The organism is Reichenbachiella sp. MALMAid0571, from assembly GCF_040151475.1.
In the GTDB taxonomy this organism is placed as follows: domain Bacteria; phylum Bacteroidota; class Bacteroidia; order Cytophagales; family Cyclobacteriaceae; genus CAXBNB01.
Map to the genome: position 1 here is coordinate 229,793 of NZ_JBDKWG010000146.1, position 18,657 is coordinate 248,449.

Consider the following 18,657-nt stretch of genomic DNA (forward strand, 5'->3'; position numbering starts at 1 on the left):
GATCATTTTTCAACTATAACTCCCTTCCAAAATGCGACATAATTTTTGATGTTTTTTGCCAATTCACTTGGTGTTGGATAATACCAGGCAGCATCTTTATTTTGTTGTCCGTTTACCTCTAAGCTGTAGTAATTTGCCGTGCCCTTCCATGGACAAATAGTATGGGTGCCGCTATTTTTCAAGAATTCCTTTTTGACTGCACTCTCCGGAAAGTAATGATTATTTTCAACAACTAATGTGTCATTACTTTCGGCAATTACTTTACCATTCCATATAGCTTTCATATTCAATCGTTATTTTAAATTACAAGAAGAATTTATTTTGAACTAAACAATCTAATCTCTAAACAGTTCCTCATACACGGTTAATTTGTTTTTAAAGTAAAAATTAATTCATTATATATAATATTTAGAAGAATTAATATAATTTTTTACCGAATGTGTTTTGGAATACAAATTGTTTTTACATACATTTGAAATCACAGTAAATAAATGTAGCACATCTAAACCCCGTTTCTTCATTATGATATAGACCTCTACGTTAAACAAACAGGTAAACAGATGAATAATTTTGGTGTTAGTGATAGCAATTTGGTATCACATTACAAAAGCGGTAACGAAGAGGCTTTTGAAGAACTGGTGTCAAGGCACAAGTCAAGGGTATTTACAACAATTTATTTAATAGTAAAAGACAAATATGTAGCAGAAGATTTGCTGCAGGATACTTTTATTAAGGTTGTAAAAACAATTAAATCAGGAAGATACAATGAAGAGGGAAAATTTCTTCCCTGGATTTTGAGAATTGCACATAATTTGGCGATTGACTATTTCCGAAAAGACAAGAGATATCCAACAATAGTCATGGAAGATGGGAGCAAAGTTTTCAATACTTTAGAATTTGCTGAGGATTCTATTGAATCACTTCAAATAAAAAGTGATACAAATGCGTTATTAAAAAAGTTGGTTCAGGAACTCCCTGAAACACAAAAAGAAGTTTTAATAATGAGGCATTATATGCAAATGAGTTTTCAGGATATAGCTGAAGCCACCGATGTGAGTATTAACACAGCACTAGGCAGAATGCGATATGCGTTGATTAATTTGCGTAAAAAAATGCAAAATTCAACTATTGCCTATGACAATACTTTTTACCGAAAATGACTTGATTCGTTATATTTATGGTGAAACAAGTGAATTAGAAAATTCTGAAATTGAAAATGCTGTTCTTTGCGATTCCGAACTAAGTGAAAAACTGGACGGGTTAAAATCAATATATTATGATCTTGACCATTTGATCGTTAGCCCATCGGAAAGAGCAATGAACGACATTTTCAAAAGTTCTGTCCTTTTATAAAGAACAAGCCAATTCTTATATAAGAATAGTTTTTATCTTTTCTCAATTCTAATATATTGCCTGACCGATTAACTTACCATGCAATATGACTAGAAAAGAAAGATATATATCCTTTATAAATTATTTTAGTCAGAATAATCCCAACGCAGAAACTGAGTTGGAATATACAAATCCCTACCAGCTATTGGTAGCAGTGATTCTTAGTGCCCAATGCACAGACAAAAGAGTAAACCTGACAACTCCTGCACTATTCGAACAATTTCCTACTCCTGAAGTATTGGCCAAAACTACATTTGAAGAGCTTTTTCCATACATAAGAAGCATCTCTTACCCCAACAATAAGACAAAACATCTTATTGGTATGGCTAAAATGCTTGTTGAGGAGTTTGACTCTATCGTTCCAGAAGACATTAATCAATTGCAAAAACTACCTGGTGTCGGAAGAAAAACAGCAAATGTAATAGCTTCAGTGGTGTACAACCAACCAACCATGGCCGTTGATACCCATGTTTTCAGGGTTTCAAAAAGGATCGGATTGGTAACACAAAATGCTAAAACTCCTTTGGAAGTAGAAAAACAACTGGTAAAGCACATTCCAAAAGAGCACGTTCCAAAAGCGCATCATTGGCTTATCCTACACGGACGATATGTCTGCTTAGCAAGAAAACCCAATTGCGCAGGTTGTACTATAAGTAATTTTTGCCGATATTTTGAAAAGACATAAAAAAAACCCCGAAATTTCGGGGTTTAAGCTTTTATATTTTCAATAAAGTATTAGCTTAACTTAAATGTAATTGGGAGAATCATTCTCACTTTTACTGGTCTTCCTCTTTGCTTGCCTGGCTTCCACTTTGGAGCACTTTTCAGTACTCTAACTGCTTCTTCGTCGCACCCAGCCCCGATTCCTTTTACTGCTTTAATCTCCGTAAGGGTTCCGTCTTTATCCACAACGAACTGAACAAAAACCCTACCTTCAATACCCATACGTCTTGCCTGGTTTGGATATTTCATTGATTTACCAACAAATTTATAAAAGGCAGCCATTCCTCCCGGAGGTGTAGGCTGATCTTCCACAATATCGAAAATCTCATCAGCCACTTCTTCCTCAGGTGCTTCTTCAAATACGATATCTTCAATCACTGTTTCTTCAGTAATCTCAACATCAAGATCTACCTCAATTTCTTCCTCTATCTCCTCTTCATCCGGAATTTCAATAATCTGTGGCAACTGAATTTTTGGTGGTGGTGGTGGTGGTTGCTCGGTAGGAGGAATCTCCATTATATCTTCAAAATCATCATCAAGCTGACCCAGATCAACTAAATTTCCATCATCGTATGACCTCCACTCAAAGGCTGTCAAAACGATAGCAAGACTTATAGCAAGACCAATGTTAAAAAACATTCCGGTCTTTCTGTCTAAATCTGCCTTAGGGTTTTTCTTCGGCTCCATTTCTTATGTATTAATGTTTAATAAATTCTACCAGATAACATAGCAACGTCAAATATAAGTAAGTATGTATTAATTCACACTTCTATAATGCGAATTAATGTAGAAAGTCACAAAAAACCCTGAAATACTTCCAACCAAATCAGCTATTAAATCCAAAACATCTCCTGATCTTCCAGGTATTTTTGTTTGTAAATATTCTGTAATTACCCCTAAAAATATACAATATACGAAAAGACCAATCCATTTGATCATCTTGTCTAATGGTTTCAATGCTTGAAAAAGCAGAACGGTTAACACGAAAAACAACCCAAAATGACCTATTTTATCGAAATGGGGGATGTCAAACCTTGGTATAGCATCAGGAGCAGAGGATGAAAGGGTAAAAAACAGGATGATCAGAGACCATCCTATAACAGACATTTTATACTTATTTTGACCAGAAATCAACCCCACATTATTTTCCTATCAACTCCCTATATGTAGCAGCATCAATGAGAAATTCTTTTTCCGACATGTCAGAAAGAGCAATTTTTATCATCCAGCCATCTCCATAAGGATCGGAATTCACAATTTCAGGTTCAGATTCTAATTCTTCATTAAATTCTGTCACTTCTCCCGACATAGGCATGAAAAGGTCTGAAACGGTTTTCACTGCTTCGATGGTTCCAAAAAGCTCTCCTTTAGCAATTGTTTCTCCTTCTGTTTCTATTTCCACATATACGATATCGCCCAGTTCACCCTGTGCAAATTCTGTGATTCCTACTTTTGCCTCATCACCTTCTATCTTTACCCATTCATGGTCTTTGGTGTATAATAAATCATCGGGTATATTCATCTTATATTGCGTTATGTTTTTAAATTTTAACTTTTGGATCAAAATTACCTTTTATTTTAAATTTGAAGACAAGCCGACTAACTTTTTTCCCATTTGTAGGATTTTAGAGGAAAAATAGTAATCATAGAAAACTATCCAAATGTTCAATTGATTCCGAATCACCTTAAATATTTGTCTTAGTATTGCATATGAGTAAGCGAATAAAAAATTTTACAATAGGGTTGGGTATCTTAATGTGCACTCAATCACTTGCACAAAATATCCTCCAGGCAGAGGACAATCCTCCAGGCACAACTTTGCAAACGGATTCGGTATCCCTAGAAGTAATGATTGGACAAATGATCATTACCGGCATTGGTGATTTTTCATATATCACCGAAAAGGAAGAAATTCTCACCGAAATAGAAAAAGGATATATAACTGGTGTTGTCCTTTTTGAAAAAAACATTAATAAAAATAGTCCTGAAAAGCAGTTGAAAAGAACTATTGATATGCTGCAATCTAAAAGTTCAATACCACTTTTCATAAGCATAGATGAAGAAGGAGGAAGAGTAAACCGCCTCAAACCAAAATATGGTTTTCCTGCAACAACAACAGCACAAAATCTTGGTGAGACAGACAATCTGGATTCCACTCGCTTTTATGCCAATAAAACAGCAAGCCTCTTAGCAGATTTAGGCATAAATATAAACCTGGCTCCCAATGTAGATGTTAATGTGAATCCTAAGAATCCTGTAATTGGTGGAATGGGAAGAAGTTATTCTTCTGATGAAAAAATAGTAGCTAAACATGCTGCTCAGGTGATACGGACTCATCATGAAAATGGAGTACTGACTGTTTTAAAACATTTTCCCGGTCACGGGAGTTCACATGCTGATACACACCTAGGCATAGCAGATGTCACTGACTATTGGCAGTTCAGGGAATTGATGCCATATAAATACCTGATAGATTCGGCTTTAGCAGATGGAATCATGACGGCACATATCATCAACGGACATCTCGATGAAAACAAACTTCCTGCGACTCTATCGCCGTTTATTATAAATAATATTCTTAGAAATGTTTTAGGATATAATGGAGTTGTATTTTCTGATGATATGCAAATGCATGCCATAAGTAAACACTATGGTTTTGAGCAATCATTGAAAATGGCAATTGATGCAGGAGTGGATGTACTAATGTTTGCAAATATGGTAGAAGAAAATGAAAGAAAAACGGCCTCTCAAATACATAGTGCCATCCTGAACATGGTAAATTCAGGAGATGTTACACAAGAAAGAATTGCAACCTCTTACCGTCGAATAATAAAAATGAAAAGTAGCTTGTAGTCAAATAATGTCTGTTTTTTGTACTGCTTATCCAGCAATCTACAATATTTACTAACTTGCATTAGTTAATATTTTTAAAACAATAAAATCATGAACAGGTCTGCATTTTTATTAACAACGTTTCTGTTAACATCTATATTCATATCCGGCTGTAGTAAAGATGAAAAAGAAGATGTTTTAAAAAGTCTTATTGGCGACTGGAATGCTTCGTCCGTAAACGTTTCAGAATGCATAGATGAGGATGATAACGGGGAAACTACTTGTAATATATTCTGCTTTGAATTGTCTTTTAATGATGATGGGAGTTATTCAATGTTGGATTCAAGAGAAACAGGAAACCCCACTACCACAGAAGGTACTTTTACAGTAACGGATTCTGATATTATTTTTTGTGAGACCAATGGAGATTGTTCAAGAAGAGCATTCTCTTTAGATAAAAGGAATCTGACACTAACATACAGCGATGAAGATGGCTGCACATTTACAGAGCCCTATGCTAAATCGTAAGATTCTTTGTCTCTCATTTTTCTAAACTCAGAATACCTTCGGTGTATGGCCATTATAAAACCCAGCACCATAATCAAAGTACCAATCCATAACACATTTATCAGAGGTTTTTCAACAGCTTCCAGTATGATCCAATCTTTTTGAGTGGTATTGACACCAAACGTAAAAGAGCCGCTACGTGGGTCAATATTAAGCAACGACATTTTAATACCTAACTCATGTGATATGTCTGGGATTCTTCCAGCCATTCTATCCTTAATAATATATATTGGTTCTATAACGTATTCCTGATCTTTACCTTTTATATTAATGATGGCCTTTACAGCAACGTCCTCAGATGATAAAGGTACTCCTCTCACTTCATCTATCTTTTTCACTTCTTTTAGCTCGGCTATAAAATCATTTACTATAAATGTTTGACCAATGCTGATACTTTCCTCTTGCGTTTCACTCCATTCTGTGTCTTCTGCCGGGTCTGGAAATGTCCTGACGTGCGTATATAAATCCATTCCCACCGTTCTGCTGATATCAGGAGAATATACAGTCATCTCCATTTGTTTGTTAATCTGAACTGTAGGATAAAGTGAAAATGTCTTGCCATTTGCTTTTTGATATTCAATTTCAAAATAGCTGGTTTCATGATTTTTTAGTCTGACTGTATCACCAATACTATAATAGGTTTTACCATTCACTATAATTTCTCTATTTACAACAGCAAGTGTAGGATCCATTGTCGATTCAAGAAAATATGATTTTACATAACCTGGTACCCCATCAACTATTTTCCTCAAACCTCTGTAATTCAACGAGTATCCTGCCATTTGCCTGGGTTCGTTCAAAAAGAGTAGCAGGTTTTTTTGGTTAATCTCATCAGGAAAATCTTTGTGCCAAACCAGACCGGTATTGTTGATAGAAATAATTTTTGAATATCCTGAAGAAAATAATATTCCTATCAAAACCATTGCAATACCTATATGAGCTATTGCTCCTCCTGATAGTTTATAATTAGATTTCAAAACCCGTAACAATATTTTACCATTGGCAGCAATAGAATACAAACCTGCAGTAAGCAATAGCATATAGGATATATCTGTAATTTTTCCCACCATAATAATAATGGCAGATAATACCAGTGCAATTACTACAGGTAAAAACAATTCATCTTTCAGCTTGCTCTTATCCATTTTGTTCCACCAGAAAAACTGACCCGTACCAGATAGCAATGCCAATAGTATAGAGAACCAAAGTTGGAACTTGGTATAAAAGCCTATCGCATCGACAGGTGGGGCCAGGTTGGATTCGATTCCAAAATTTTCCAGAATTGCATTATAAACCGGCATAGATGTAGGAATGATTACCTGAAATCCCATCAAACACAAAACAGCCGCACCCATGAAAATCCAAAACTCTCTGGAATATGCAGAAGTTTCTTCTTTATCTGTAGGCAGGTGTTTCCATGACCTTGCTGCAACAAATATAGAAATCGCAATAAACGCCAACAGGTAAATTAGTAACTGACCAGACAGCCCAAGGTCAGTAAATGAATGCACTGATGAATCGCCTAAAATCCCACTACGCGTTAGGAATGTCGCATATATTATCAGAATAAAAGATGAAATGACCAGAATAATAGCGGCCTTCAAAGCATTATTACTTTTCTTAAAAGCAATCATCGTGTGGATGGCTGCTATCAGCACAATCCAAGGTACATAAACTGCATTTTCCACCGGATCCCAATTCCAGTACCCACCAAAATTCAGGGTCTCATAGGCCCAATATCCTCCCATCAATATCCCCACTCCCAACACTACTCCCGAAAATAATGCCCAGGGCAAAGCAGGCCGCACCCATTCTTTATATTTACCAAGCCATAAACCTGCAATACAAAAAGCAAAAGGAATCAACGTAGTAGCAAACCCCAGAAACAACGTTGGGGGATGAATCACCATCCAGTAATTTTGTAGCAATGGGTTGAGTCCCGTACCATCTACAGGAACAAAATTAGGGTCTGTTTTAAAAATTGGAGCATCAATCACATCTCTTAACAATAGAAATGGAGTACTTCCTATTTTCACATTGAAAAGCACTGCGCCCAAAATCATGGATACCAAAAACCCCTGAACCAGTGCAAAAACAGCCATTATTGGAGCTTCCCAAGTCTTATTGGTCTTTATCAATACAAGCCCAAGAATTACATTCCAAAATATCCAAAGCAAAAACGACCCTTCCTGACCTTCCCAAAAACTTGATATTTGATAATAAACAGGTAATACAGACGAAGTGTGACTGTAAGCATAATGGTATTCGAAGTAGTGATTGTGGATAATATAAAAAAGTGTACCCACAACACCCATTACCAACAGACCATGGGTAATAAAAACTGTTCTGGCATATTTAGCCCAGGTTGATTTTTCTGTCAAATCAACAGCATATACTGATTTTACATAGCCATAAGTGGCCACCAAAGCTGTAATAAATGAAGCTATGATTAAAAAATGGCCAAGGTTGCCAACAAAAGTATGTATCATTTAACTGCTAATTTCAACGGTTTCATCCTGATATTTAGAAGGGCATTTCATCAGGATTTTACTTGCCACAAAAAGATCTTTATTGTAAGACCCTACTACTACTACTTGTTCCGATCTCAAAAAATCCGCAGGCATAGGTTCATTAAAAATGACGCTTTGCTCCACTCCATTATGGTCAACCATTTGAAAAGAAAAAGAAAGCATATCCGGGCTGGTTTTCAGTCCCACAACCTCTCCATTGGTATCCTTTTTCAAAGATCCTACTACATGTATTTTTTTATCGTCCCCGTTTTGAGCAAATTCTTTAGCTTCTCCGAAAGTCACATACGTGCTGGCGTCCCCTGCGGTAGAAATGATAATCATAATAGCAACTCCTATGATAATTACCCCAAAAATGTGTGATTTTTTCATTGTATTAACATTTTAGTCGTTCGAAGATTTAATGCTCTTTTCTAAAGCAGTTAATTTCCTGTCTATTTTATAGATATAGAAAGTGATACCTGCAAAAATCAAAAAGATTACTCCAACTACTACGTAAATTTTACCATTTGATCTCATTTCATCTGCCATTTCTACATTTTTATTAGAATAATCAGAATCGGTGATCTTATATTTTCCATCTTGTGCTGAAAGCTGCAAAGAAAAAAACAGGCATATCATGATCAAGTATTTTTTCATCTTAATTCTCGTTTATCATTTTTAATAAGATTTCTTTGATCCTTACCCTCAATGTTGCCACCCAAAGCCCCAGCAACGTCCATCCAATCACAGCGGGATAGAACACAATTCTGAGCTTATTGTCCAGATCATAATAGTTAAAACCAGGATTGCCTCCGTTTCCGGGATGCAATGACGAATCGGCCATTCTCGGAAGTATAAACAAAAGAGGAATCATCGCTGCAAACGCAAAAATATTATACACAGCTGAAATTCTTGCTTTTTGTTGTTCGTCTTCCAGTGAATTTCTTAAAACCAGATAAGCCATGTATATCAGTAATGCTATTGCCGATGAATTTTGTTTTGGGTCTCCACTCCAGGGTTCCCCCCAGGTGTATGTGGCCCAAAGCATTCCCGTTACCAAACCAAGCATTCCGAATAGAATACCAATGTTGGCAAATTCTACCGCTTTGATGTCAAACTTTTGGTTTTGTGAAGAAAGGTATTTTATGGAATACACCATCGATGCAGTCAACAGTATAATCATCCCAAACCACATGGTTACATGAAAATACAGGTTTCTAATACTTTCATTCAATATTACCAGCCTTGGAACTTCCAGTAACAAGCCTCCAACAATGGTGTAAGCAACCAGTGCAATTGCCAACCATTTCCACCACGATTTTTTTATGTTATTCATATCAACTTCTCCATAAATACGGAAACAATAAGTAAGCCAAAGTTCCTACAATTAAATTAATTGCACACAATGTTATGATCTCGTCCATACTTTCACTTCTGGCGATCCCATCTATTGCATTTTTGGATATTTTAATTACCATCAAAATTACAGGAATGACTACCGGAAAAGACAAAATTGCCATTAATATTCCATTGTTACCAGCTTTAGATGCTATCCCTGAAATCATTGTCAATGTGGTGGAAAGACCTAAAGAACCTAAAAGCAGATTTATGAAAAACAGCCCATGATCCTGAATAGGATAACCCAAGACCATGCTGTATACACCTATAGCCAACAATGATAGCAGCCACATTAATAATAAATTGTAAATGATTTTTGACAAAATAATGCCTTGAGGGCTCGCAAGAGTATAATAATACAGCATTCGATTTTGATTCTCCTGAACAAAACTTTTTGCTATTGCGCTTGTTGCAGAAAACAACATGATTATCCAAAATAGGGCGTTCCAGGTCAAGTGGCTTATTCCGGTATTCTTAATATTAAAACTTAGATAACAAATAAAAATAGTAGAAAAGGTATAAAGTAAAATACCATTTAAGGCATACTTATGCCTCCACTCCAGCATGAGCTCTTTATAAAACAGTGATTTTATCTCATTTAATAGCATATCTCTCGAAGTACAAATTTAGATCATTAAACACTTTATTTAACCATATAACAGCAAATTATACTTTGCATAAATGACGAATAAGGCTTAGCATTGTGGCTTACAATCAAATCATAAGATGTCCGAAGAAACCGGAAATATTCTCGTCACTGGAGCAGCAGGATTTATTGGATTTCATCTGTCAAAAAGGCTATGCAATGACGGCTATACAGTAGTGGGCATAGACAATATCAACGACTACTATGATGTCAAGCTAAAAAAAGACAGGTTGGCAATATTAGAGAATTTTGAAAATTTTACGTTTCATAAAATTGACCTCAATGATACCAACTCATTGGATGCCATTTTTAGTGACATTAAATTTGATACAGTAATTAATCTTGCTGCTCAGGCAGGGGTAAGGTATTCTTTAGAAAACCCTAAAGCATATCTGGACGCAAATGTTAATGGATTCGTCAACCTGATAGAAAATTGCAGGCATCACAATGCCGGACATTTGATATTTGCTTCTTCCAGTTCAGTTTATGGAGCAAACACCAATATGCCCTTTTCAGCCCATAGTAATGTAGATCATCCGATTTCTTTATATGCTGCTACCAAAAAGGCGAATGAGCTTATAGCTCATACTTATGCTGCTTTGTTTAAAATCCCAACAACCGGATTACGGTTTTTTACAGCTTATGGTCCGTATGGCAGACCCGATATGGCGTTATTTCTATTTACCAAAGCAATACTAGAGGGAAAACCAATTGACGTGTTTAACAATGGGAAAATGCTAAGAGATTTTACCTATGTTGAAGATATCGTAGAGGGCATTGTAAGGTTGATAAAATTTCCAGCCAAGCCAAATGAAAACTGGTCAGGTGAAAACCCGGATCCTGCTACAAGTTTCGCTCCTTATAAGATTTACAATATAGGCAATAACAACCCTGTGGAATTGGCATATTTCATTGAGACCATTGAGAAATGCCTTGGAAAAAAAGCCATTAAAAATTATCTGCCCATTCAAAAAGGAGATGTCCCAAGAACTTACGCCAATGTAGATGATTTGATGAATGATGTGGGCTATAAACCAAGTACATCATTGGAATATGGAATAAGTCAATTTGTAGAATGGTATAAAAAATACTACAGTGTCTAATAAGTAACTTACATTTCATGAAAGGAATAATATTAGCCGGAGGGTCTGGTACCCGACTCCATCCCCTTACTTCTGTGATCAGCAAACAGATGCTTCCTGTCTTTGACAAACCAATGATTTATTATCCCCTTTCTGTTTTAATGCTTTCAGGCATAAGGGAAATATTGATCATATCAACACCACAAGATTTGCCACTTTTTGAAAAACTTCTTGGCGATGGAAAGAAATTTGGTTGTGTGTTTTCCTATGAAGTTCAGGAAAAACCAGAAGGATTAGCCCAGGCCTTTATTATAGGAGAAAAGTTTATCGGTACAGATAAAGTATGTCTGGTGCTTGGAGACAATATTTTTTATGCTTCAGGATTGTCCAAAAAACTTCAGCAATGCAATGATCCTGAAGGGGGAATTGTCTTTGCCTATCATGTCAATGATCCTGAACGATATGGAGTAGTAGAATTTGATCCTGATAAAAATGCAATATCTATCGAAGAAAAGCCCGAATTCCCCAAATCTCATTATGCCGTTCCTGGATTGTATTACTATGACAATGAAGTAGTAGAAATTGCTAAAAATCTGAAGCCAAGCAAAAGAGGTGAATTAGAGATCACCGATATCAATAAAAAGTATATGGAAATGGGCAGGTTAAAAGTATCGGTAATGGATAGGGGAACTGCCTGGCTGGATACGGGCACATTTCCATCATTGATGCAAGCTGGGTCTTTCGTGCAAGCAATCGAAGAAAGGCAAGGCCTAAAAATTGGATGTATTGAGGAGATTGGTTTTAAAATGGGTTATATTGATGAAAGACAATTGGTAGCTCTAGCCGAACCCCTAAAGAAAAGCGGTTATGGAATATATTTATTGAACCTTCTTAAATTATGATAGTAAAACCACTTGAGCTCGTTGGAGCTTTTTATATTGAACCTAAAATATTTCATGACAACAGAGGCTTCTTTTTTGAATGGTTTAACAAAGAAAATTTCAAACAGTTAACAGGTTTTGAGTTCAATGTAGTTCAGTTTAACTATTCTCGTTCCACAAAAGGAGTACTTCGTGGGTTGCATTACCAACTCAATCCAATGGCTCAGTCCAAGCTAATAGGTGTTACCAAGGGTAGTGTTCAGGATGTAATTGTTGATGTTAGAAAAAACTCTTTAACTTATGGCCAACATTATTCGGTAATTTTATCTGAAGAAAAAAGAAACCAGCTTTTTATCCCAAAAGGATTTGCCCATGGCTTTTTAGTATTGTCTGAAGTTGCAGAGATATTTTATGCCATAGACAATGGATATTCACCCGGACATGATAATGGAATTAGTTATTGCGATCCCAATCTTGGTATAGTATGGGAAATAGATAAAAATGAAATCGTAGTATCTGATAAAGATCAAAAATTATTAAACTTGGAATTAACCCCAAACAATTTTGAATAAAATGAGCAAAAAAAGAGTATTGATTACAGGAGGAGCAGGTTTTTTAGGGTCACATTTATGTGATCGCTTCCTTAAAGAAGGGTATCGGGTTATCGCCATGGACAATCTTTTGACTGGTTCACTAAATAACATCGAGCACCTTTTTAAAGAAAAGGATTTTGAATTTTACCACAATGATGTTTCAAAATTTGTTCACGTACCTGGCGAACTGGATTATATTCTTCATTTTGCCTCTCCTGCGAGTCCAATAGAATATCTTAAAATGCCAATTCAAACATTAAAGGTTGGATCATTAGGCACACACAATCTGCTTGGATTAGCTAAAGCAAAAAATGCCAGGATACTCATAGCATCGACCTCCGAAGTGTATGGAGATCCACTTGTCCACCCACAAACCGAGGATTATTGGGGCAATGTAAATCCTATAGGACCAAGAGGGGTTTATGACGAAGCAAAAAGATTTCAAGAAGCTATTACCATGGCTTATCATACTTTCCATGGGCTGGAAACCAGAATAGTTCGAATATTCAATACATACGGCCCAAGAATGAGACTGGACGATGGCAGGGTTTTACCTGCGTTTATAGGACAAGCATTGAGAGGTGAAAATTTAACTGCATTTGGTGACGGTTCACAAACCAGATCATTTTGTTATGTAGATGATTTGGTAGAAGGAATATACAGGTTGCTTTTGAGTGATTACGCATACCCCGTAAATATTGGGAACCCTGATGAAATTACCATTAAGGAATTTGGAGAAGAAATAATAAGATTGACGGATACAAAATCCAAAATCATATATAAACCTTTACCGGAAGACGATCCCAAACAAAGAAAACCGGATATCACCAAAGCTCAGGAAATTCTTGGGTGGAATCCTACTTTTTCAAGAAGTGAGGGATTAAAACCTACTTTGGAGTATTTCAAAAAGGTTGTTCAAGGTTAAACTTACCTACTAAAAACTGCGGATATTATGAACCACAAAGTTGCAATCATAGGAATGGGATATGTTGGACTGCCATTGGCCATTGAAGCAGCTAAAAAATATCCCGTACTGGGTTTTGATATCAAGCCTGAAAGACTCGAAGAATTGAACAAAGGTTTTGATAGGACAAAGGAAGTAAGTAATGATGAATTGGCTAAAGCATCAAACCTTAAATTTAGTCATGATCCAAATGATCTAAATACTTCTAATTTTTATATTGTAACTGTTCCAACCCCGATAGATGTTAACAACAAGCCAGATTTAAAACCACTTATTTCTGCCTCAAGGATCATTGGTTCTCAATTAACCAAAGGAGATATAGTAGTTTTCGAATCTACGGTTTACCCGGGTTGTACCGAAGAGGACTGTGTTCCGGTTATGGAGGCCGAAAGCGGCCTTAAATATAATATTGACTTCTTTTGTGGATATTCGCCTGAAAGAATAAATCCAGGAGATAAAAACAGAAGAGTAACAGATATTAAAAAGGTGACCAGTGGTAGCAATGAGGAAATTGCCACGGTTGTTGATGATTTTTATAAGTCTATCATTAAAGCAGGGACCCATAAGGCATCATCTATTAAAGTAGCAGAAGCTTCCAAAGTAATCGAAAATGCTCAACGAGACATCAACATTGCTTTTGTTAATGAGTTGGCTCTGGTATTTGAAAAGATGAATTTGAACACACTGGAAGTACTCGAAGCTGCCGGAACCAAATGGAATTTCTTACCTTTTCGGCCAGGCTTAGTAGGAGGGCATTGCATTGGTGTAGATCCCTATTACCTTACACACAAAGCCGACAGTCTCGGATACCACGCAGAGGTTATTCTTGCCGGTAGAAGGATAAATGACAATATGGGCAGGTTCATTGCCACACAAGTTGTAAAAATGATTGTCGGAAAAGGCATAAATGTGAGTCAATCGAAAATATTGGTCATGGGAATTACTTTCAAAGAAAATTGTCCGGATATTCGAAATTCAAAAGTATTTGATATCATTAAAGAACTAAAGAGCTTTAATATCCATGTAGATGCCCACGATCCTGAAGCAGATCGAGAAGAAGTAAAAACCGTCCACAATATTGATTTGGTTGAAAATATAGATCCTAATTACAATGCTATCATTGTTGCTGTTTCACATAGTGAATATTCCAAAATTGATTGGACACAAGTTAAAACTGATCAGAATATCATCTATGATATAAAAGGGATATTACCAAAAGGGTTAGCGGATATTACATTATAATATCAAAACAAAAAAGGAATCCCATGAGATTCCTTTTTTGTTTTGTTTAAAAGCTACTTAAGCCAATGAAACAACTTCTTTATTTTTCTCAATATTATTGAGCATTAAGTCCCAAAGATGTTCGTACGGAATGATTTCCGGATCTGTAAATGGTTCATGTTGATTCTTTTCGACAAGTTTGTCAACATATTTTTGCCCATTAATTCTTGCTTCTGTTGGATTATATCCAGAACTTATTAAAGTTTTGATAAGCTTGAAAAATTGTTTTTCTCTAGGATTTTTTCCAGGCTCATTAAGATGTCTATAGTAATATTTCTCAATCGCCTCTATTTTATTCAGTGCCAAGTCAAAATTACCCTTATTCATCATATGCATAAATTCCAAAATGATTAAAGACAAATTGTACCCTTTCTTATCTTTATTATAATGTTCCATTGAATTATAAAAATCTGAGAAAGTAACCCTTTTGATAATTTGCAGTTCAGGTGCAGCAAAATTCAGATATGCCTTCATTAATTTCCATCGTTCAGAAGCCTTTTTGCTGACCTTCTTCAAACTGGAATTTTTTATAACCTTATCATAAATTTCTGAAGCTTTTTTATAGTCTCTGGTGTGCATTGCCAACAGAAAATAATTTTCCATGTGTGCAAACCAGTTCCTGGTTGTTGGCTCAATGGTTTTCATACCTTCCTCTGCGGAAACAAACCCTTTGTCGAACTCTTTTAAGCACAAGTATGCAAATGTTCTGATATAGATATTAAACCTCACATCAAATCGCATAGGATTTACCTTCATTTTAGCCACATCCTTTTCTGCCTGCTGAGTATGTTTCACTATTCCATTGTAATCTCCAACAAGTTCTAAGTACCAACCTCTTAAAAAGTAATAGTGTTCAAATATGTTAAACGAACCTGTCTCTTTCCAGAGTCTCTCCAATATGGCCACAGTATCTAAGGTAGTTTGGATATTTGACTTTCTTGAATGAATCGACTTACTAAGAAGCATTCTATTCTTAAAATAAATATCATTGGCATACTCTTCAACATTGTAGAGTTTTCGGAGTTTGTCCAACCTATCAATAGTATTCTCAAAATCAGTGGGCTTACAATCTTTGGAATAAATTTGTCTTAATATTTCGAAACCATCGATAAGTATATCAGTAAACTCAGCCTCTTCAGCAATGGCAAATGCCTTATTTATTTGCTTTTCAGCCATAGCATACTCATTACTAACAAAAAGAATATTAGCTTTATATATGTATTCCTGGCATTCTAGTCTATGTTGAGTAGAGATATTAAATCGGCTATCGTTAAATTCTACGTGAAAAAGGTAATCATATAACTTGTGGCGTAACCTCGATTTAAGCATTCTAAATCGCTGATCATAAATGTCGCTATCGTACATTACCTGAGCAGCTATTTCATCATTTGGATAAAGACCTTGTAATACGCCGTTATATAGTTGCTGTTCTTTGCTAGGGTTTTCAGTTTCACCTGTTAAATCCAGAACTCCGTAATTATTTTTTAAACGTGTTGTTACTATGTCAACTAATTTATTAATTTCTTTCATGCTGGTGTAGTTTAATTTATTAAATATGACTAACAAAAAACAAAAATAGGCATATTTCCAATTTTTTCATAATATTTTTTACTGTTACTGGAGGTATCAATGTGTCCCAAGAAATAATAATGATAAGCCCGAACATTGTATTGTAATTATTTTAAACATATAAAAAACAACAGTTATGGCACATTTCATCACATTATTCTTCCTAAGTATTGGTTTAAATTTTGGTAGCGTTTCCGATTCACAAAATGCTCAGTTGTCTTCTTTTAACAGAACTAACATGTACAATGTTTCAGAAATTGAGATAAAAAAACGTTCAAAATACAATAGCAAACTATTTACAGACAAGAAAAACACATTAATCTTTAAAGATGGTGATGACACTCTTCCAATAGGACACGATGGTTGGGATTGATCCTAATTAAAGTAAAAGGACATATTACAATATGAATGATTAATATTGTATATGCCACAGTGTTCAAATATCATTAAGCATTTGATACTATCATTTTGTCTTGTTTCATGTATTCATATTGAAAAGACCAAGCAGAATGAAGTAAAAGTAAGGTCGGATCATTTTCCACAATCGCTGAACTATTTAATAAATGGTTCATATCATGCTCATGATATTCAAAGAAAAACATTTAATGAATTATTGTTTCTTGATGGTAGGGCAAAGTTCAAACCGTTACTTGCAATTGGTTTGCCGGAAGTAATAGAATTAGATACAGGCTATCTATTTAAATTTACGCTTCGAGACGAAGCTAAGTGGGACAATGGTGCCCCTATTACTTCTCAAGATATTGGGTTTTCTTTAAAAGCTTACAAACTTCCTTTAAAGGAAAATGTAGGAATATCATCTTACTATAGTCGAATTAAAGATGTTATATGTAATGAAGATAATATTAAAGTTTTTCAACTTTTGACTAAAGGTAATAAACATGATCTGTTAAGGTTGACAGGCGATTTTGGGATTCTTGAAAAGGCTAAATTTGATCCGGAAGGTTTATTAGATCATATACGTCTGTCAGACTTTGATTTAATACCTGAAGAAATAGCCAATGATGAAAAAGTAATTTCTTTTTTTAAAACATTTACCAAGGATAACTACAAGCATAATGATGCATTTTTTAGTTCATCAGGATCATACAAGATTTCACATTTGGAACAGGGTAAAAGTATTACCCTGACAAAAAACAAGAATTGGTGGGGAAATAGTATGGTCAATGTTGACTATATTAATGCCAATCCTGATAGAATAACTTACTATAGTATCCCAGAGACTATAACGGCAATATATGCCCTGAAAAATGGAGATATTGATGTAATGGATGACATTCCTTCGAATGAGTTTATCCAATTAGAAAAAGATGAGGGCTTTAAAAAACGTTATAATTTATTTAGCCCATTAAAATACACATTTACATACATTGGTTTTAATTCAGAAGCCCGATATTTAAATGATAAGAAAATAAGGCACGCTTTGGTTCATCTAATAGATAAAACCAAAATCGTAGAATCAGTTGAAAGCGGTTATGGACAACCAACTATAGGGCCAATAAACCCTGCAAAAAAATTCTACTACAACGATAAGATTGTACCTTACAAATATGATTCTTCAAAGTGCTTTGAATTACTTACACAATCCGGCTTGAAAAAGGTCAACAACCATTGGTATCAGGAAGGAGAAGAAAAGCCTGTAGAATTTACTTTAATTCATAAACAAAACTCTGTTTATGAAAACATCGCTCAGATTTTTGTATCAGAAGCTCAAAAAGCAGGAATTAAAATCTCCGCCATTTCTTACGATGACCGTACTGTTAGAAAAATGGTAAAAGATCGAAATTTTGATATCACAATAGGGGCATTTAATGGGAGTCCTTTTTCTTACAACTTCTCAGGATTATTTAGCACAGATGCAGCCAGATCCGGAGGAATGAATTTCACAGGTTTTGGAAATGCAAAAAGCGATTCTTTAATTCAAGCTATAAACTATGCTGAAGACTCTGTACAAAGAAGAAATAGCTTATTTGAATTTCAAAAAATACTACATGACGAGTCCACCATGGTGTTTTTATACTTTGCCAAAAACAAAATTGCCATTAGCAAAAAATTCACGAATCTGAATATTTCAAGCCTGAAACCAGGCTATGATGTCACTTCTTTCAAACTAGCCAGGGAAATTGACTAATACCTTTTAAAATTGTTCCCTTTTTCACCATGTTTTAGCTGATTAATTCCTAATTTGTGTACTACTATAG

22 protein-coding genes are annotated in these 18,657 nt (G+C 35.3%); 12 read left to right on the forward strand and 10 right to left on the reverse strand.

What is annotated here, in order from left to right; all coding sequences use genetic code 11:
- Positions 1–2: 2 nt before the first annotated feature.
- Complete coding sequence (locus AAOP42_RS19200) at positions 3–284, reverse strand: DUF427 domain-containing protein (RefSeq protein WP_349530197.1); 282 nt, start codon at positions 282–284, stop codon at positions 3–5.
- A 276-nt stretch (positions 285–560) separates the two neighbouring features.
- Here AAOP42_RS19200 and AAOP42_RS19205 point away from each other — a divergent pair, with 276 nt between their 5' ends.
- The 3 genes from AAOP42_RS19205 to nth all read left to right on the forward strand — a co-directional run bounded on the left by AAOP42_RS19205 (position 561) and on the right by nth (position 2,077).
- Complete coding sequence (locus AAOP42_RS19205) at positions 561–1,160, forward strand: RNA polymerase sigma factor (protein WP_349530198.1); 600 nt, start codon at positions 561–563, stop codon at positions 1,158–1,160.
- Entirely contained in the window at positions 1,135–1,353 is a 219-nt protein-coding gene (locus AAOP42_RS19210) for a hypothetical protein (RefSeq protein WP_349530199.1), read from the forward strand. The genes AAOP42_RS19205 and AAOP42_RS19210 overlap by 26 nt, the downstream gene beginning before the upstream one ends.
- An 85-nt stretch (positions 1,354–1,438) precedes the next feature.
- The gene (gene nth, locus AAOP42_RS19215) at positions 1,439–2,077 is read left to right on the forward strand and encodes an endonuclease III (RefSeq protein ID WP_349530200.1); all 639 of its coding nucleotides are present in this window, start codon (positions 1,439–1,441) and stop codon (positions 2,075–2,077) included.
- A gap of 50 nt (positions 2,078–2,127) precedes the next feature.
- On the opposite strand, the gene AAOP42_RS19220 is transcribed toward nth, so the two are convergent.
- From AAOP42_RS19220 to gcvH, 3 genes are all read right to left on the reverse strand, one after another.
- A complete protein-coding gene (locus AAOP42_RS19220) occupies positions 2,128–2,802 on the reverse strand; it encodes an energy transducer TonB (RefSeq protein ID WP_349530201.1) in 675 nt (224 codons plus the stop codon).
- Positions 2,803–2,871: 69 nt separating this feature from the next.
- The gene (locus tag AAOP42_RS19225) at positions 2,872–3,222 is read right to left on the reverse strand and encodes a VanZ family protein (protein WP_349530202.1); all 351 of its coding nucleotides are present in this window, start codon (positions 3,220–3,222) and stop codon (positions 2,872–2,874) included.
- A gap of 34 nt (positions 3,223–3,256) precedes the next feature.
- Positions 3,257–3,637, reverse strand: a complete 381-nt coding sequence (gcvH, locus tag AAOP42_RS19230) for a glycine cleavage system protein GcvH (protein WP_349530203.1) — start codon at positions 3,635–3,637, stop codon at positions 3,257–3,259.
- Positions 3,638–3,870: 233 nt separating this feature from the next.
- On the opposite strand from gcvH, the gene AAOP42_RS19235 reads away from it, so the two are divergent.
- Both AAOP42_RS19235 and AAOP42_RS19240 read left to right on the forward strand, forming a co-directional pair.
- Entirely contained in the window at positions 3,871–4,968 is a 1,098-nt protein-coding gene (locus AAOP42_RS19235) for a glycoside hydrolase family 3 protein (protein ID WP_349530204.1), read from the forward strand.
- 90 nt (positions 4,969–5,058) lie between these two features.
- On the forward strand, positions 5,059–5,475 hold the full coding sequence (locus tag AAOP42_RS19240; protein ID WP_349530205.1) for a hypothetical protein: 417 nt from the start codon (positions 5,059–5,061) through the stop codon (positions 5,473–5,475).
- Here AAOP42_RS19240 and ccsA (AAOP42_RS19245) read toward each other — a convergent pair.
- From ccsA (AAOP42_RS19245) to AAOP42_RS19265, 5 genes are read right to left on the reverse strand one after another with little or no spacing between them, the layout of a single operon-like run.
- Positions 5,460–8,003 (reverse strand): cytochrome c biogenesis protein CcsA, encoded by a 2,544-nt coding sequence (gene ccsA / locus AAOP42_RS19245; protein WP_349530206.1) that lies wholly within the window; start codon positions 8,001–8,003, stop codon positions 5,460–5,462. The genes AAOP42_RS19240 and ccsA (AAOP42_RS19245) overlap by 16 nt on opposite strands.
- The gene (locus AAOP42_RS19250) at positions 8,004–8,414 is read right to left on the reverse strand and encodes a cytochrome c maturation protein CcmE domain-containing protein (protein ID WP_349530207.1); all 411 of its coding nucleotides are present in this window, start codon (positions 8,412–8,414) and stop codon (positions 8,004–8,006) included.
- Positions 8,415–8,426: 12 nt separating this feature from the next.
- The gene (locus AAOP42_RS19255) at positions 8,427–8,681 is read right to left on the reverse strand and encodes a CcmD family protein (RefSeq protein WP_349530208.1); all 255 of its coding nucleotides are present in this window, start codon (positions 8,679–8,681) and stop codon (positions 8,427–8,429) included.
- Between the two features lies 1 nt (position 8,682).
- Positions 8,683–9,351, reverse strand: coding sequence for a cytochrome c biogenesis protein CcsA (ccsA, locus tag AAOP42_RS19260; RefSeq protein ID WP_349530235.1), 669 nt, complete (start codon positions 9,349–9,351; stop codon positions 8,683–8,685).
- A gap of 10 nt (positions 9,352–9,361) precedes the next feature.
- Positions 9,362–10,030, reverse strand: coding sequence for a heme exporter protein CcmB (locus AAOP42_RS19265; RefSeq protein WP_349530209.1), 669 nt, complete (start codon positions 10,028–10,030; stop codon positions 9,362–9,364).
- 118 nt (positions 10,031–10,148) lie between these two features.
- On the opposite strand from AAOP42_RS19265, the gene AAOP42_RS19270 reads away from it, so the two are divergent.
- The 5 genes from AAOP42_RS19270 to AAOP42_RS19290 are packed head-to-tail and all read left to right on the forward strand — an operon-like array spanning position 10,149 to position 14,830.
- Positions 10,149–11,171, forward strand: a complete 1,023-nt coding sequence (locus AAOP42_RS19270; RefSeq protein WP_349530210.1) for an NAD-dependent epimerase — start codon at positions 10,149–10,151, stop codon at positions 11,169–11,171.
- Positions 11,172–11,188: 17 nt separating this feature from the next.
- Positions 11,189–12,052, forward strand: coding sequence for a glucose-1-phosphate thymidylyltransferase RfbA (gene rfbA / locus AAOP42_RS19275; protein ID WP_349530211.1), 864 nt, complete (start codon positions 11,189–11,191; stop codon positions 12,050–12,052).
- Positions 12,049–12,603, forward strand: coding sequence for a dTDP-4-dehydrorhamnose 3,5-epimerase (rfbC, locus tag AAOP42_RS19280; RefSeq protein WP_349530212.1), 555 nt, complete (start codon positions 12,049–12,051; stop codon positions 12,601–12,603). Before rfbA ends, rfbC begins: the two co-directional genes overlap by 4 nt.
- 1 nt (position 12,604) lies before the next feature.
- Positions 12,605–13,549, forward strand: coding sequence for a UDP-glucuronic acid decarboxylase family protein (locus AAOP42_RS19285; RefSeq protein WP_349530213.1), 945 nt, complete (start codon positions 12,605–12,607; stop codon positions 13,547–13,549).
- Positions 13,550–13,576: 27 nt separating this feature from the next.
- A complete protein-coding gene (locus AAOP42_RS19290; RefSeq protein WP_349530214.1) occupies positions 13,577–14,830 on the forward strand; it encodes a nucleotide sugar dehydrogenase in 1,254 nt (417 codons plus the stop codon).
- Positions 14,831–14,887: 57 nt separating this feature from the next.
- On the opposite strand, the gene AAOP42_RS19295 is transcribed toward AAOP42_RS19290, so the two are convergent.
- On the reverse strand, positions 14,888–16,399 hold the full coding sequence (locus AAOP42_RS19295; RefSeq protein WP_349530215.1) for a hypothetical protein: 1,512 nt from the start codon (positions 16,397–16,399) through the stop codon (positions 14,888–14,890).
- Positions 16,400–16,574: 175 nt separating this feature from the next.
- Between AAOP42_RS19295 and AAOP42_RS19300 the strand changes: the two genes are divergently transcribed.
- On the forward strand, positions 16,575–16,811 hold the full coding sequence (locus tag AAOP42_RS19300) for a hypothetical protein (RefSeq protein WP_349530216.1): 237 nt from the start codon (positions 16,575–16,577) through the stop codon (positions 16,809–16,811).
- An 81-nt stretch (positions 16,812–16,892) separates the two neighbouring features.
- Positions 16,893–18,587: an ABC transporter substrate-binding protein gene (locus AAOP42_RS19305; protein ID WP_349530217.1), complete on the forward strand. Its 1,695-nt coding sequence runs from the start codon at positions 16,893–16,895 to the stop codon at positions 18,585–18,587.
- Positions 18,588–18,657 lie beyond the last annotated feature (70 nt).